Source organism: Dolichospermum sp. DET69, from assembly GCA_017355425.1.
GTDB lineage: Bacteria > Cyanobacteriota > Cyanobacteriia > Cyanobacteriales > Nostocaceae > Dolichospermum.
Window position 1 is genome coordinate 193737 of record CP070233.1, and the last position, 13638, is coordinate 207374.

A 13638-nucleotide genomic window follows, 5' to 3' on the forward strand; every position below is an offset into this window, starting at 1 on the left:
GAATTTATTTACTCACAATGAATAAATTATTAAGCCATAATCCTGTTAATCCTTTAATCTTGAGCATCCTGATTCTGACAATAATAAATACTGACACACTTGGTTAATATAACTGTTGGGTTTCCTTGCGTCAACCCAACCTACTTTACTCAAATTTACTCCTCCACATCAAACCACACAGGAGAAACATCATCAACCTGCCCATTATAATTAATCGTAATTTCTTGACCTGTTCTAATATCTTTATAAGCAATAATATCAATGAAACTTTTAGCAAAATTCTTAATGTAAACCGCATTGGGATGATAAGAATGATTAAAAAGAGAAGCAAAACCCAAACCTATCGCTCCGCTTTCTCCATGCCAACCAAAATAATAATTCAATAAAACAGTTTTAGTAATTAATTTAACTTGTTGTTTAGGAATCACAATCACAGCAGATGTTTCAATTAAATCACCTTTAGCAAAATCTTGCTGGGCAAATATACCTCTACCTTTAGTCTCTGTATCACGAAGTACCAACATATTGTAATTCTATCTGATGGGTAAGAATGATTTTTGACCAACCACTACAGATAGACGCAGAGAGAATAAAGACAAATTTTTGTCACTGACTTACGGCTGCTATAGCCACTATAAAGTCAATGATTAAAGATGTAGTCAAAATTTCGGTAAATTTTAATTTTTTGTGCAAAGTTGAGAAGATTCATGTTATTATAGATATCCCATGCTAACTATCATTGGCTGTGGCAATCTCAATCGGAATGATGATGCTGTTGGCGTAATCATAGCCCAACGTTTACAGCAATATCTCGCTCAAAATCCTCACCCCAACATCCGCGTTTTTGATTGTGGAACTGCGGGAATGGAAGTGATGTTTCAAGCCAGAGGTAGCGAAAAATTAATTATTCTGGATGCCAGTTGCACAGGTTCAGAACCAGGTGCTATATTTAAAGTCCCAGGGAAAGAACTAGAAGCACTGCCCGAACCTAGTTACAACTTACATGATTTTCGTTGGGATCATGCCTTGGCTGCTGGAAGAAAAATCTTTTTAGATGATTTTCCCCAAGATGTGACAGTCTATTTAATCGAAGCTGCAAATCTGGATTTGGGACTGGAATTAAGTCCTATTGTGCAACATTCTGCTGATTTAGTTTTTGCCGAACTAATCATAATTATCCAACACAATGTTATGGCTTAATCAACAATCACAAATTCCCAATTGCATCAAATCCAATCACGATAAACTGGCAACTCATCTACTCTCATCTCAAAGGGTACAGTTTGCTTATCGGGAGGACAAACCCGGATTTTGGCACTGCTAACAATCCCATACAAAACATTAGCCATAGGGACGATTTGTTGCAAAATTTGCCAGTTAGTAACTTGGTCAGGGCATTCAATTACTAAAGTCAAAATACTAGCGTGAGTTGTCGCATACCAACGACAATGAGATAGCAAACTATGAATAATGCGATCGCATCCTTCATAAAAGTATTTGCTAATTGAATGTTCTAACTGTTGTCTAAGAATAATATCCGCTGATGTTGGCTGTATAGGGTGCTTATCATCAGCATTGAATTGAGATTCTATTCTTGCCATTTCTCGTGATTTTCCTAGTTATTTACCAATTATCATTGCCTACAATCCGTCTTTATTGGTCTATAGAAACTCTTGGGCTTCATCATCATAGAAAGCACCATACACTACAATCTATTTACCAATAATTGCTCAATAAATACACTCTTTATCCGACAAATCCGGCTAATTGCATAGGGATTTGATAACTCAGATCATCGGAGATAAAAACAAAGTTACCCGCTTTAATGAGATGTGTATTTTTATATAACCCTGGTGAAATTCCCTCGATATGATGCACCACTGAGTAAATTTCTATTTCCTCAAAATTCTCACTTGGTATTGGTTTTTGAGAAATAGATTGCTGTTGAAAACGCCTAATAGAACGCCTATTCCCAACGTTCTTTTAAAAACCGTTCTCGGTGAAAATTAAATTGAGGATGTTCTAGTTTTTGCTGGTAACTAGGCCGCAAAGACATTGTTTAATAGATATCTTCAACACATTGATTAACTTGAAAATAGTCAGTACCACAGAGAAAAGGAATAGGTAGCGCGTCTGACTGATTTTTTTTGTACTTCTTGTCGGTATCACATAACTAGTAATCAACTCCTTATTCTCAAATCTGCATTGAGAGTAAGTTTATCAAAATCAAAGCCTAGTTGTATGTTATTTTCATGAAGATATGTTGAAGCAGCGACAGTACCTAAATGGTGTCAGCTATCCAACAAACAATATCTCAAACTCCTGTCTTGATATTTCCAGCTAGACCTATGATATACATAAATGACTAAAAAGATGAATCCGTTGATACGTTTATTTAATTCATCAATTAATGTCAGACAATTATTCTCAACTTCTAGATAGTAAATGCTATGTATCTGAACATAATCTACAGTAATTACATAATAGTTAAAAATCTAGAAAGATTGAATATCAATACTAATTTATTAAGAGAAAGATCCCCAACCTCTATTTTATCCGATCAATCATAAATTTGAAGAAGGAGTCACCGAGTCAGTAGCCACCGAGTCAGAATCAATCAGTCGAGGATTCAGACCTGCGACTGATTAAAGACCACCAAATCTGCGATTTGGTGGGGGTGCAAAAACGCCGGTTATTCATCCGCCACTCGCACAGAATACCCAACTGAATTCTGACTCTGTGACTCCTGAATTCTGTTTGATAAAGCTAAGATAAAGTACAGATGAAAGTTTAGTTAACTTTTGCTATGTGTGAATATTTTTGGTAATTAAAAAGGTGATGAATTAGGATATTAAAGGGTTTAGTTTTCTACAGTAATAGCACTGTTTAGCCACAGAAAAGTATGAATAGGGCTATTGCGATTTAATTGCAGTCACTGATAAAAACGGAGATAAATTTTAATAGAAATTGGTTGTGTAGTGACATCTACATAATTGGGATTAACTTGTACATTATATATTTTGTAAAATAGAGTTATAATTTGTGGTCAAGTTATACTTGTTTTAGTTATTATATTTGTAGAGTATATATTCCTAAAAAGTCATGAAATCACCCTTGTATATCACAGCAACAGTTTTACCAGGGAATAAAATTGAAATTCAAACTCCAAACCTTTCAGTAGGACAGAATGTAGAAATTGTTGTTTTAGTTCCAGAGGTTTCTGTTGCTGACTCTCCTGATAAAAAGCAAAACATTTCATTAAAACAGCGTCAAGATTTTCTAAAATTATCCATTACTGAACGGAGAAGTATTCTAGAAAATCAAGCTGAGACAATGCTCACTCATTATCAACAAAATTCTGAATGGCAAGAATTAATGACAGGTGATATCATTGATTATTAACTCTAATATACCTAAGCGTGGAGAAATTTGATTAGTTAATTTTGATCCTACTGTTGGTGCTGAAATTCGGAAAATACGTCCTGCTGTTGTCATTAGTTTTGATGCCGCAGGTAAATTACCTATCAAACTTGTTGCTCCAATTACGGATTGGAAGCCATATTTTGCTCAAAACTTTTGGCACGTTAAAATTGAATCTGATACCATGACTGGTTTAAACAAGGCTTCCGCAATTGACGCTTTACAACTAAGAGGTGTGGATTTGCTAAGATTTATTCATAGATTGGGCAGTGTATCTGAGGTTACAATGTCAGAAATTACTATTGCTATTGTTACTGTAATCGAATACGATGTCTAATAAATCATTGCGATCGCCATTTTATAATAGTAGTTTAACATTATCCTGATTAGATCATGTCCGATTCTACTTGTTTAATTATCTCTCAAGGTAACTTTAACAATCGCACATCATAGGAGATTAAGAAATTGCTCAATATCAATTCTGGCTTGTTTCAAAATGTGGGCAAGAGTAGAGCGTTTAACAGGCTTATGAGCCGGAACTGTCAATTTAAGGACTTCATCAGTCAGTTGTTTTTCTAGTCTAATGTGGCTACCACGTTGACGAACCACAATCCATCCATCCCGTTCTAGAGCAGCTATGATTTTATTGTATGGAAGGCTGGGAACTTTACTCATACAACCAACTCTCGAACAATGATACCTTCCTGAGCGGAAAATTCATTTTCTACAGGTTCAAGATATAACTCTATAGCTTCTTGAATATTTGCTAATGCCTCATCAACATTTTCCCCTTCACTGATACAACCAGGTAAGGAGGGAACATAAACAGTGTAGCCACCCTCATCACTAGGTTCTAGAATTACTCTTAGCTTCATATTTTTACATCCATATATCTTTATTACAATTTTAATTTTAGCTTGTTAAATCTGCATCAATGCTTTCATTATCAATATTTGTACTATTATGAGTATTGAGAGTGCCAAAATGACGCTCGAATTTTGCCTGTGCTAATTCTTTTTGGACATCTGTAAATACTGGCAAAACTTGACTAAAATGCTGTTCTAGCAATGCCGTTGCTAAAGTTTCTGGAGAAATACCCACATTATTAGCTTGTTGCTGAATAGCGTTAGCGAAGCTGACCGAAGGTATCGCTATTTTATCACTTAGTTCCAGAGTTAGAATTTGGCTCATAATAGGATACTCAAGAATTAATGTTATTATAACATTGATTGCGTACAGCGGAAAAAGCCAAAGAAAAAATCACGGTGGAAATTATTAACGATTTAATATGCGAATTTCCATTAAATTAAGAGATAAAGAGGTATAACTGACAATCATCATGGTATAATCGTGAATGATAATTCACACCATAAGACTTATGCTAAAAACGGTCGAAGGTATTTATCGAAACGGGCAAATTGAATTTACCGAACTCCCTGAAGATGTTAACAATAGCACCCAAGTTCTCATTACTTTTCTCGATCCTAATCAAATCGATCCTCTCAAACTACGCCAATTAATTGAGCATTTGGAAACAATTGCTGGGATTCAGCAGGGTTTTGAAGAACTTAACGCTGGTAAAACTCGCCCTATTGGAGATTTTATCCAAAAAATGCAAGAGAAATATGACATTTCAAGTTGAGATTACTCCAATTGCTGAAAATCAGATTGAGCAAGCCTATCGCTGGTATCAAGAACGTAATCCTGAATTTGCCGATATTTGGTTTCGGGGATTGATGAATACTATTGCTACTTTGCAAGAAAAGCCCCAGCGTTGTGTTTTGGCAGTTGAACATGAGATTTTTCCAGAAGAGGTTCGTCAATTGCTTTATGGCAAATCTAAGAATATTTACAGAGTTCTATTTACAATTCGAGACACGATAGTATCTGTTTTATATGTTCGTCATGCTGCTCAATCACCTATGACTGTGGATGATTTAGAAGATTGAGTTTAGCATTGTTCTAATTAAATAATGTCCGATTCTACCTGTTTAATTACTTCTAAAGGTAACTCTAGCACCTCTGCAATTTGCTCATCATTTAAGCCAAAATACCGTAATTTATCAATTTTTTCTATCTGAGTTTTATTATTTTTACGTTGCTTCAATTTAGAATTACTAGAATTATTTTTATCTAATTTAGTTTTAGGTTGTTTACAACTAACTTTTATATTGCCTTTTCCAAATATATTATTACTATGATTATCACCCAAAGAAATATTCACATTTCCCTGTCGTTCTAGAACAGATTTCAGATTACTTTTATCAACTGGTTCATCAAAAATATCAGATAACATTTTTAAAAGTTCGTAACCTACATCCTTTGCATGACCCGCGCTACAGCCACAATTTTCGGCAATATCAGCATACTTTTGATACTTTAGTGTCCCCTCAATAACTCCACGTTGCAAGTCATTGAGATGATTGCCTGTGTTGAGATAAACAGCCTCATCCACAAGTTGTAGTAGTTCCTGAACCTGCATAGTTAGAAATGTAACGCGACACAAGTAATGATAGCAGACTTTATCCGTATTTTTCAGACTTTTTCCGTCTGTTTGTAATTTTTTTTTGCAATCCGCTTTTTTCCGCTTTTCAGAGTTGAGTAAGTGGTGTAGAGATATTAGAGTTCAGTATTCACAAAATATAACTCAGAAATAGCTATGAAAGTAGATGTAAAATGGTGGGTTGGTACTATTATAGCGTTGTTTGGTACAGTTGCAGCGATAGCTGCTTTCCCAGAGGGAAGATGTTTATTACGTTTAGAGCGTAAATGTCGATTAGATTATTCTCACTTAGAAAAATATTTGAAGAAAGGACAGCAAGAATGGAAACAAGCTGAACAAGAAACCACAAAGATTTTACTTCAAGCAGCTGAAGCTGAAAAAGAGCAAAAATTTGATAAACAAAGCTGGGTAAATATTGATTGTTCAGTTTTAAAAAAAATCAATAACTACTGGGAAACTAGTAATGACCAGTTTGGTTTCAAAAAACAGAGGGAGATTTGGGAAAAGAACAAAGATAATTTTCCAAATAACGTTGGTTGGAGACAGGGAGAAAATTGGTTAAATTATCCTCAAGATATTATAGAAAATAATACTACCCCTGGTCACTTTCCAGCATGGACTGGGTTGAATGGTAGTGAGGATGTAAATGCTGGACCTAAACGTTTCAAGGAATGCTCACTTTAGCATTTGAGATGATTCAATGTAGTAATAGAAAGGATTTTTAGGTACAACAGCTAATGAAAAAGTAGAATAATGTGAATTTATTGTAACCTACCATTAACTAATGATGCTGGGTTACAACATTACTAACCCATCCTACAGTTATAATTGCTATCTCTGGATGTAAAATAGCTGAAAATATGACATAATTGAAAATATAATTAAGCTAACAAGGATTATTAATAATGACCATAGTTAACTTACAAATTCCCTTTGAATCATTAATTGCGGCAATTTAATCTCTCAACTTACAAGAAAAGCATAAACTTTTGGAATTTCTAGAAGAACAACTTTTAGAAGATGAAGAAGATTTAATGGAACAAAATCCTCAAATTATCTCCGAAATTGCAGAAGCTCGTCAAGCTTATCAAAATGGCGACTATCAAACAATTCAAGAATATATTGCTAATCAGACTCCTCAAATCTCATGAGCTATGAAGTTATTATCCCCAAACCAGTGCAGAAACAACTGAAAAATTTACCACCAACCATAAATGAGCGAGTTTTCGCAAGAGTCAGATCCCCGACTTCTTAGAGAAGTCGGGGATCTTGTTATTCAGTTAACACCCTAAAGATGTTTATAAAAAATGAACTTATGTTATCAGATTTTCTCGAAGATTTAAAAAGTGCTGACTTAGTTGGTATTTCTTTAAATCCTCAAAACCTGGGATTACGTCTTGACTTTACTTTCGGTCCTGAAGCCGATGATGTAGCTATTGAACTTTACCAAATTATTCACCTGGTTTTTTCTAAACCTCTAAATTCAAATGATGAAGATATCTGTTTTTGGGTAGGAGAAGTTAAACTCAAAAAAATTGAAAATGATATCCAGGAATTTTTATCATCCTATCCATTTATCAATCAAACTGGAATAATTAACACCAATTTACAATCGCTAATTTATTTTCATTTGGAAGGAGATATTTGTTTAGAGGTTGTTTGTAGAAATTATAAAACTTTCCAACAAGTCAAAAATTAAATAATTTTCTAAATCACATCCACGCGATTAATTTGCTCTTTTACTGCTCATACGCCCCCAACCCCGAAATGTCCCGCCCCTGCGCCATCAAATCACCCATAAAATGCTAACTCCCTAGCTCCAACGGATTGTGGATCACCAAACCCTCTATCCACTCAAAATCTTTTGTATTTGCCGTTGCTAACGGTAGATCAGAATCTAAACAGGTTGCAGCAATTAGGGCATCACCTACGGACATTTTTCGCTGTTGGCGCAAAGCAACCGCAATTTCAAGCGTAACTTTATTGATCATCAAAATATCCAAGTTATCTAAAATCGCCATGATGGCCTGTTTTTCAGCCTCACCTAAACGATGGTAGCCCAATGTTTCCAAACGACTAATCGCAGAATAATGCGTGGCATAATTCACCAACCAGCTACGCAACTGTGTATATGGCGGCTGAGTGGCATAAATAATCAAATTGCTATCAATCAGCATCGTCTCTCCCGAATAAATTGCGATCTTGGCGTTGTTCACGCTGCCAAACAACTGGATCAGCAATTTCCGCAAAAGGATTTAACGCCACCGCCTGCGCCAATGCTTGCGCCAAACCTTCGCGCCTTGCTTGGTTTGAAGTGATCGGCGTTTTTTCTCGTGCTTTTTGTTCTAAGTAAACAGCATAATTCAGTAACTCCGCTTGCGATGATATCGGTAGAGCGGCAGCATGGTGTTGAATTTGTTGCAAAATAGGGTTCATAGCTGTCGTTTATCTAGTACCGACGATATCTATATTACTGCTCATCTACTAAAAACCGCATCTACTCAAACACATAATTTTGGATTTAAATTAATTAGTAATACCTATTTAGACAATACAGTATTTTCGTATTTTAAATCACAATTTAAACAAAAGTTAATAATCAATCTTTTCACCCCTCAATCACCCGCACATAAATAGCCCGTGCTATTTCCCTATCTATAGTCATAGATAAGCCACCACATTTAATCATAAAGGTAGGAAATTGCTGTTCTACAGTAATCGTAGTTCCTGTTTTAATTCCCATTGATATCAGTTTTTTTCTAATTGTTTCATCTTGACTTTTACAAGCAGTAATGATGCCACAGTCTCCTAATTTAAGCAATTCCAAAGAGCAACCCATAATACTAAAAGGAGTAAACATCGCAGTATAAAAATAAAAGGTGAAAATTGAAATGATGAAAGATGATAAACATCCTCCATCATTGTTAAAATTAGAGGGTTTAGCAATGCTAAACCCCTACAGATATTGTATTAAGCAAGATAAGGTTCTTGGTGGGTTTTGATTGTGCAGTTAGAACGAGGGTAGGTAACACACAATAAAGCGAATCCTTTGGCTATTTGCTCATCATCTAGGAAGGATTGATCGTCTTGATTGATTTCACCTTCAACAACCTTACCAACACAGCTAGAGCAAGCACCAGAGTGACAGGAGAAAGGTAATTCAATTCCCGCTTCTTCTGCACCTTCGAGAATTGTGGTGTCTTCATCAATTTCAACAGTGGTGTCAAAATCTTCTTTTTTGCTAATCAATCTTACTTGGTAAGTTGCCATTTTTCGGTTTTCCTCAAAAGTGAATGAAGTGAGTTTTTGAGACTTTGTAAAGTTTCCTTGGCAAAATTCAAAATGAAGGATCTAAACTTTTGAATTTTGCCCAAGAAATATTCAACTTATTGGCTGCAAGGTACACCAGTTGGAGTACCATCATCTGTTTTAAAAGACTTGCCACAACCGCAGGTATCAGTTGCATTGGGATTGGAAAACTTGAAACCGCTATCCATTACTCCCTCAACAAAATCAACTACCACACCTGCTAATAACGGCGCACTTTTAGCATCAACGTAAATCAACACATTTCCTTGTTGAGATACTACATCATCAGGTTGGGGCTTACTGGTAATTTCGATGCCATACTCGTAGCCACTGCAACCACCATCTTTCACGGAGATGCGGACACCTTTTTTAGCGTCTTCGGTTGCAGAACCTTTTAAAAATGCCCGCAGACGAAATTCAGCCTTTTCTGTTAAAGTAACAGTCATTTTGTTTCCTATTCTGTAGCGAATATTCTGATTTGGGATGTGGATTTTGAAAGAAATGGTACTTTAGGGATCACCAAAAAATAAATTACCCAATTTTGTGGGATGGGCATCCTGCCCGTCCTTAATGATTAGGGGACCAGATGCCCGCACCACAAGATTTTGGGTATTGTTTTTATTGGAAATCCCTTAGACCGTTGCAGTTTGAGATTGGGAATATCTCCAAGGGGCTGTATTACCGCAGACTGGACAATTGCGATCGCGGTGAGAACGACGTTTAGCAAATTCCATTCTGTTCAAGTCAATCGTCAGTAACTCTGACAACAGCGGTTGACTAAAACCAGTAATGAGTTTTACCGCTTCCAACGCCGTCAAACAGGCTAAAGTCCCAGAAACTGCCCCCAGCACAGAAAACCCGCGCCGATCCCAATCAGGCTTTTCTGGAAACAGACAGGATAAACAAGGTGTAACACCAGGAATAATCGTGGTGAGATAAGCCTCCATTCCATCCATAGCTGCCTCTACCATGGGCTTACGCCAGCGCACACAGGCTGCGTTTAACAAATTGCGTTCAGTGAAATTGTGAGCGCAATCTAAAGCCATATCCGCAGACTGCACCAACTCATCCACATTTTCTGCGGTAATGTAATCGTGAACCACGTCCACTTGGACATCAGGATTGATAGCTTTGAGTGTTTCCTGGGCCTTAAATACTCTAGGTTTACCCACCCAGTCGTCAGTCATCAAAACCTGACGATTCATATCATCTAGCCGCAAATCTCCACCCCTGACGAGGATTAGCCGCCCAACGCCCGCTACTGCTAGGTAAAGCGCCGCCGTACCGCCTAATCCACCCACACCCGACACCAAAACAGTCGCTGATTTGAGGCGCTTTTGAGCTAATTCGCCAAAATTAGGCAGCATCATTTGGCGACTATAGCGTTCCAATTCGGTAGGCGTTAGGTTGATCACTTTTTAACTCCTAATCTGAGGTGATTTCTGTCAGGGTAACTACATTTTTTCGCTTATCATTAAATACCTTGAACAGCTTTTGTTCATGGGGTGTTGATTCTATAAACACCTGATAAGCTTGTTCCAAAGCCGTGCAATATTTCTCTAATCTTTCTTCGTCACTTATTTGAGGATAAGTATCATCAATTTGACTCATGAATTGAGAAAACTTCTTCAAAATATGTAAACGATTTACATTTACAAATTTTTGGTCGTAGGACAGATTAAAAAAGATAAAGAACTCTTCTGCATCTACGAGCTTCTTGAATTCATCAATATTGGTACTCATTTAGAATTCTCCATTTTTTTGAGTTGTTGCTTGAGTCCATCTAACTGACAGTAAATTTCGTAAGTTTCCGCAGCAACATCCATCAGTTTGTGGTAATCTGTTGGCAATCCTTCAGCTAAATCATGCAGATCCATTTTCATTTGACCTGCTTTACTATTTAGTTTTTTGATCTTGGTTGTGATTTCTTCTATGGTCATATTTTTGTCCTTTGTCAGTAGTCAGTTGTCATTTGCTGAAATAGCAGAGAACAGAGTTAAAAGTATTTCTTAACCACTGACTACTGACCACTGACTACTGACTAATTAAAGATTGCCAACTTCGGGGAAACGCTTGGCTAAATCAATACCTTTTTCTACAAACTTTGCTCCTTCTTCGTCCAATTTCTCAAAGGAATCAAAACCAAAACGATGAGCATCACGTAAGGTTTTGACAGCTAATAATAAGCGTCCAGAAAAGACTAAAGCCCAACCAAATCCCTCATGTCCTAATTCAACAACCACATTAGAAATAAGTCCAGTTTCTTTTTCAATACTGGCAGCTACAGCCCGAAAAAAGGCATTAATTCGGGAGATTGTGGCGGGATCAATTTCACCTTCTACGGAAATTTCCCGTTTCTTTTGTTTAGTAACAATATAGGGTTTAAGAATTAATTCATTAGCCCAATTTCGGTAAACACCATAGGTATCTTGCGCCCGGATTTGTTGAACCAGTGATTTGTGAAAAGCAGTTAAAACTACCTCGGAATTATTACCCGTTCCATTCATATCATTTGTACTCATAATTTTGCTTCATTTTCGAGTTCTTCAGCAAAACTAGGTTTTTTCTGTACTAAAGCTTTCCGTAACCAAGGTGGAGGATTACCCTTGAGAGTTTTGACTAATTTGTTGAGAATATCTTCAATCTTTTCTTCTTCAGATTTAGCCTTAACTGGAGTTACACTCTTCTTAATTAACCGAGCGGCTGCACTACCACCAATAGCAAGAACATAAACAATTGTGCAATCATTTAGGGCTTGAAGTTTGGGGTTAATTTTATCTTCATTACCATCTTCTTTAAGATCACCCTCAAATGTGAGAGTTTCCAAGAATTCATATCCGTTATCGGAAATTTCATAAACATCAATTTCCTTAGCCCAACCAAAGTGAGCATTAACATGAATTCGGTCAGTTGTCGTAAAAGCAATTTTCACTGTCATTTGTCCTTTGTTCTTTGTCAGTGGTCAGTGGTCAGTGGTCAGTTGTTATTTATTAATTACTGATGACCATTGATTCATCATTGATGATTCTTCTTGTTCTATAAATAGGTTTCCCATACCGAAAAGAAGCTCAATAGTACCGCGATAGCCTACTTTGGTAAATAAACCATTTCCTAAACGGTCATAGATAGGAATACCTAAACGATAGAGCGGAATAGAAAGACGTTTAGAGATAGTATTTACATTTGAATTACCAATTAGCAAATCAGAATCTATTGCTAACTTTTCAAAATCTTCTAAATCCCCAATGGTGACATTCTTGATAGGAAGTAGTTCAAGTAAAGGAGAACGAGTTGTGGTGACAGCGTTATGAATTTCCGCCCCCATTGATTGCAAAAACCCAACCATTGTCCACAACAAATCTGGTTCTAAAGCTAAAGATACCCGTTTAGCACTAAAATAAAAGTGAGTATCTAACATTGCGTCTTGTAATTGACGACGTTGACGGCGATATTTTTCAGGAACAGGATTTCCACTGAGTAAGGATAGCTTTTGCAGAAATTCATCTACAGGTTCTAAACCTGTTAAATCTCTGAATACTTGATAGCTAGTTCCAAATTTTTCCTCTAAAATTTTCGCCGCACCTAACATACTTTCACCTAATGCTAAGGTAAAAGCCGAACTACCTAGAGAACGTAATTCTTTGAGAGTTGTACCACTAGCAGTTATAGGAGTATAACCATCTTCTAAATGTCCATCTAAAGAAGCACCCAAATCTGGAACAAAGATTGGTTCTAATCCAAAAGCTGTGACAATTTCCCGAACTTCCTGAACATCTCCGGGAGTGAGAGCAGAACCAGCTAAAATGGTGATTTGTTCTGGTTTAATTCCCCCCGCTTTCGGAATTTCTTTAACAATACTTTCTACTGCAACTGCAAAACCGTCTTGCAATGCACCTTTAAAATCGGGAGTAGGAGCAAAAATAATGGCTAAATGATTAAGTTCAGGATGACGTTCTCTAATATCTTTCAAGAACATTTCAATATCATCACCTCTAGTTTCTGTTAACCCAGTGGTACACAAACCAATAATTTCCGGTTGAACCTTTTCTACTAAAGTGAGAATAGCTTGCTCGACATTTTCCTCACCACCTAAAATAGTAGTAACTTCCGTCATTGCAGTAGTAGCGAGGGGAATTGCTTCCCGAAAATGTCGAACCAAAACCACTTTTGCAAACGCTGTACAACCCTGAGAACCATGAAATAAAGGCATAGTTCCCTTCAACCCCAAAAAAGCCAAAGAAGCGCCTAAAGCCTGACTTTGTTTGAGGGGATTTACAGTTACAGACTTTTCTGGAATAATTGCGATCGCCATAAATTAATCTTTGATAAATTATAAACTTCTGAACATCTAAGAATCTTGTGGGATGGGCTTCTAGCCCGTCCGGCTTATGGGCAGGCAGGATGCC

The 13638-nt window shown here is 36.7% G+C and carries 24 protein-coding genes and 2 pseudogenes; 8 read left to right on the forward strand and 18 right to left on the reverse strand.

The annotated features are described in order from the left end of the window. Positions 1–155 precede the first annotated feature (155 nt). Complete coding sequence (locus tag EZY12_01040) at positions 156–524, reverse strand: SET domain-containing protein-lysine N-methyltransferase (protein ID QSX68332.1); 369 nt, start codon at positions 522–524, stop codon at positions 156–158. Positions 525–726: 202 nt separating this feature from the next. Between EZY12_01040 and EZY12_01045 the strand changes: the two genes are divergently transcribed. Continuing rightward, positions 727–1200, forward strand: coding sequence for a hydrogenase maturation protease (locus EZY12_01045; GenBank protein QSX68333.1), 474 nt, complete (start codon positions 727–729; stop codon positions 1198–1200). Between the two features lie 26 nt (positions 1201–1226). Here the strand turns inward: EZY12_01045 and EZY12_01050 are convergent, their stop codons facing one another. Both EZY12_01050 and EZY12_01055 read right to left on the reverse strand, forming a co-directional pair. Then, positions 1227–1601: a hypothetical protein gene (locus EZY12_01050; protein ID QSX68334.1), complete on the reverse strand. Its 375-nt coding sequence runs from the start codon at positions 1599–1601 to the stop codon at positions 1227–1229. 60 nt (positions 1602–1661) lie between these two features. Next, positions 1662–2447: pseudogene (locus EZY12_01055) on the reverse strand (SagB/ThcOx family dehydrogenase). A gap of 655 nt (positions 2448–3102) precedes the next feature. Between EZY12_01055 and EZY12_01060 the strand changes: the two are divergent. Continuing rightward, positions 3103–3402, forward strand: a complete 300-nt coding sequence (locus EZY12_01060; GenBank protein ID QSX68335.1) for a hypothetical protein — start codon at positions 3103–3105, stop codon at positions 3400–3402. Further along, positions 3392–3757: pseudogene (locus EZY12_01065) on the forward strand (type II toxin-antitoxin system PemK/MazF family toxin). Before EZY12_01060 ends, EZY12_01065 begins: the two are co-directional and overlap by 11 nt. A 110-nt stretch (positions 3758–3867) precedes the next feature. Here the strand turns inward: EZY12_01065 and EZY12_01070 are convergent. Genes EZY12_01070 through EZY12_01080 form a run of 3 tightly spaced genes read right to left on the reverse strand, consistent with a single transcriptional unit; the run spans position 3868 to position 4611 of the window. After that, positions 3868–4095, reverse strand: coding sequence for a type II toxin-antitoxin system HicA family toxin (locus EZY12_01070; GenBank protein ID QSX68336.1), 228 nt, complete (start codon positions 4093–4095; stop codon positions 3868–3870). Beyond that, positions 4092–4295, reverse strand: coding sequence for a type II toxin-antitoxin system HicB family antitoxin (locus EZY12_01075; protein ID QSX68337.1), 204 nt, complete (start codon positions 4293–4295; stop codon positions 4092–4094). The genes EZY12_01070 and EZY12_01075 overlap by 4 nt, the downstream gene beginning before the upstream one ends. A 37-nt stretch (positions 4296–4332) precedes the next feature. Next, positions 4333–4611 carry a hypothetical protein gene (locus EZY12_01080; GenBank protein QSX68338.1) on the reverse strand — a complete coding sequence of 93 codons (279 nt, stop codon included), beginning with the start codon at positions 4609–4611 and terminating at the stop codon, positions 4333–4335. Between the two features lie 187 nt (positions 4612–4798). Between EZY12_01080 and EZY12_01085 the strand changes: the two genes are divergently transcribed. Both EZY12_01085 and EZY12_01090 read left to right on the forward strand, forming a co-directional pair. Beyond that, entirely contained in the window at positions 4799–5062 is a 264-nt protein-coding gene (locus EZY12_01085; protein QSX68339.1) for a hypothetical protein, read from the forward strand. Then, positions 5046–5369, forward strand: a complete 324-nt coding sequence (locus tag EZY12_01090; GenBank protein ID QSX68340.1) for a type II toxin-antitoxin system RelE/ParE family toxin — start codon at positions 5046–5048, stop codon at positions 5367–5369. The genes EZY12_01085 and EZY12_01090 overlap by 17 nt, the downstream gene beginning before the upstream one ends. 17 nt (positions 5370–5386) lie before the next feature. Here EZY12_01090 and EZY12_01095 read toward each other — a convergent pair whose 3' ends face one another. Next, positions 5387–5902 (reverse strand): hypothetical protein, encoded by a 516-nt coding sequence (locus tag EZY12_01095; GenBank protein ID QSX68341.1) that lies wholly within the window; start codon positions 5900–5902, stop codon positions 5387–5389. Between the two features lie 177 nt (positions 5903–6079). Between EZY12_01095 and EZY12_01100 the strand changes: the two genes are divergently transcribed. From EZY12_01100 to EZY12_01110, 3 genes are all read left to right on the forward strand, one after another. Continuing rightward, positions 6080–6607, forward strand: coding sequence for a GUN4 domain-containing protein (locus tag EZY12_01100; protein QSX68342.1), 528 nt, complete (start codon positions 6080–6082; stop codon positions 6605–6607). Positions 6608–6912: 305 nt separating this feature from the next. Next, complete coding sequence (locus tag EZY12_01105) at positions 6913–7074, forward strand: hypothetical protein (protein ID QSX68343.1); 162 nt, start codon at positions 6913–6915, stop codon at positions 7072–7074. A 164-nt stretch (positions 7075–7238) separates the two neighbouring features. After that, on the forward strand, positions 7239–7622 hold the full coding sequence (locus EZY12_01110) for a hypothetical protein (protein QSX68344.1): 384 nt from the start codon (positions 7239–7241) through the stop codon (positions 7620–7622). Positions 7623–7728: 106 nt separating this feature from the next. Here the strand turns inward: EZY12_01110 and EZY12_01115 are convergent, their stop codons facing one another. The 11 genes from EZY12_01115 to nifN form a co-directional block, all read right to left on the reverse strand. Next, positions 7729–8100: a type II toxin-antitoxin system VapC family toxin gene (locus tag EZY12_01115; GenBank protein QSX68345.1), complete on the reverse strand. Its 372-nt coding sequence runs from the start codon at positions 8098–8100 to the stop codon at positions 7729–7731. After that, on the reverse strand, positions 8090–8359 hold the full coding sequence (locus EZY12_01120) for a hypothetical protein (GenBank protein ID QSX68346.1): 270 nt from the start codon (positions 8357–8359) through the stop codon (positions 8090–8092). The genes EZY12_01115 and EZY12_01120 overlap by 11 nt, the downstream gene beginning before the upstream one ends. 172 nt (positions 8360–8531) lie before the next feature. Further along, entirely contained in the window at positions 8532–8783 is a 252-nt protein-coding gene (locus tag EZY12_01125) for a ferrous iron transport protein A (GenBank protein ID QSX68347.1), read from the reverse strand. A gap of 110 nt (positions 8784–8893) precedes the next feature. After that, positions 8894–9193, reverse strand: coding sequence for a 2Fe-2S iron-sulfur cluster binding domain-containing protein (locus tag EZY12_01130; GenBank protein QSX68348.1), 300 nt, complete (start codon positions 9191–9193; stop codon positions 8894–8896). 116 nt (positions 9194–9309) lie between these two features. Beyond that, the gene (locus tag EZY12_01135; protein ID QSX68349.1) at positions 9310–9678 is read right to left on the reverse strand and encodes an iron-sulfur cluster assembly accessory protein; all 369 of its coding nucleotides are present in this window, start codon (positions 9676–9678) and stop codon (positions 9310–9312) included. Between the two features lie 186 nt (positions 9679–9864). Beyond that, a complete protein-coding gene (locus tag EZY12_01140; GenBank protein QSX68350.1) occupies positions 9865–10647 on the reverse strand; it encodes a HesA/MoeB/ThiF family protein in 783 nt (260 codons plus the stop codon). A gap of 10 nt (positions 10648–10657) precedes the next feature. Then, positions 10658–10975, reverse strand: a complete 318-nt coding sequence (gene nifW, locus EZY12_01145) for a nitrogenase-stabilizing/protective protein NifW (protein ID QSX68351.1) — start codon at positions 10973–10975, stop codon at positions 10658–10660. Further along, a complete protein-coding gene (locus tag EZY12_01150) occupies positions 10972–11172 on the reverse strand; it encodes a hypothetical protein (protein ID QSX68352.1) in 201 nt (66 codons plus the stop codon). Before EZY12_01150 ends, nifW begins: the two co-directional genes overlap by 4 nt. Positions 11173–11277: 105 nt before the next feature. After that, positions 11278–11757, reverse strand: a complete 480-nt coding sequence (locus EZY12_01155) for a NifX-associated nitrogen fixation protein (protein ID QSX70467.1) — start codon at positions 11755–11757, stop codon at positions 11278–11280. Further along, complete coding sequence (gene nifX, locus EZY12_01160) at positions 11751–12170, reverse strand: nitrogen fixation protein NifX (protein ID QSX68353.1); 420 nt, start codon at positions 12168–12170, stop codon at positions 11751–11753. The genes EZY12_01155 and nifX overlap by 7 nt, the downstream gene beginning before the upstream one ends. 45 nt (positions 12171–12215) lie before the next feature. Then, positions 12216–13544 (reverse strand): nitrogenase iron-molybdenum cofactor biosynthesis protein NifN, encoded by a 1329-nt coding sequence (gene nifN / locus EZY12_01165; GenBank protein QSX68354.1) that lies wholly within the window; start codon positions 13542–13544, stop codon positions 12216–12218. Positions 13545–13638 lie beyond the last annotated feature (94 nt).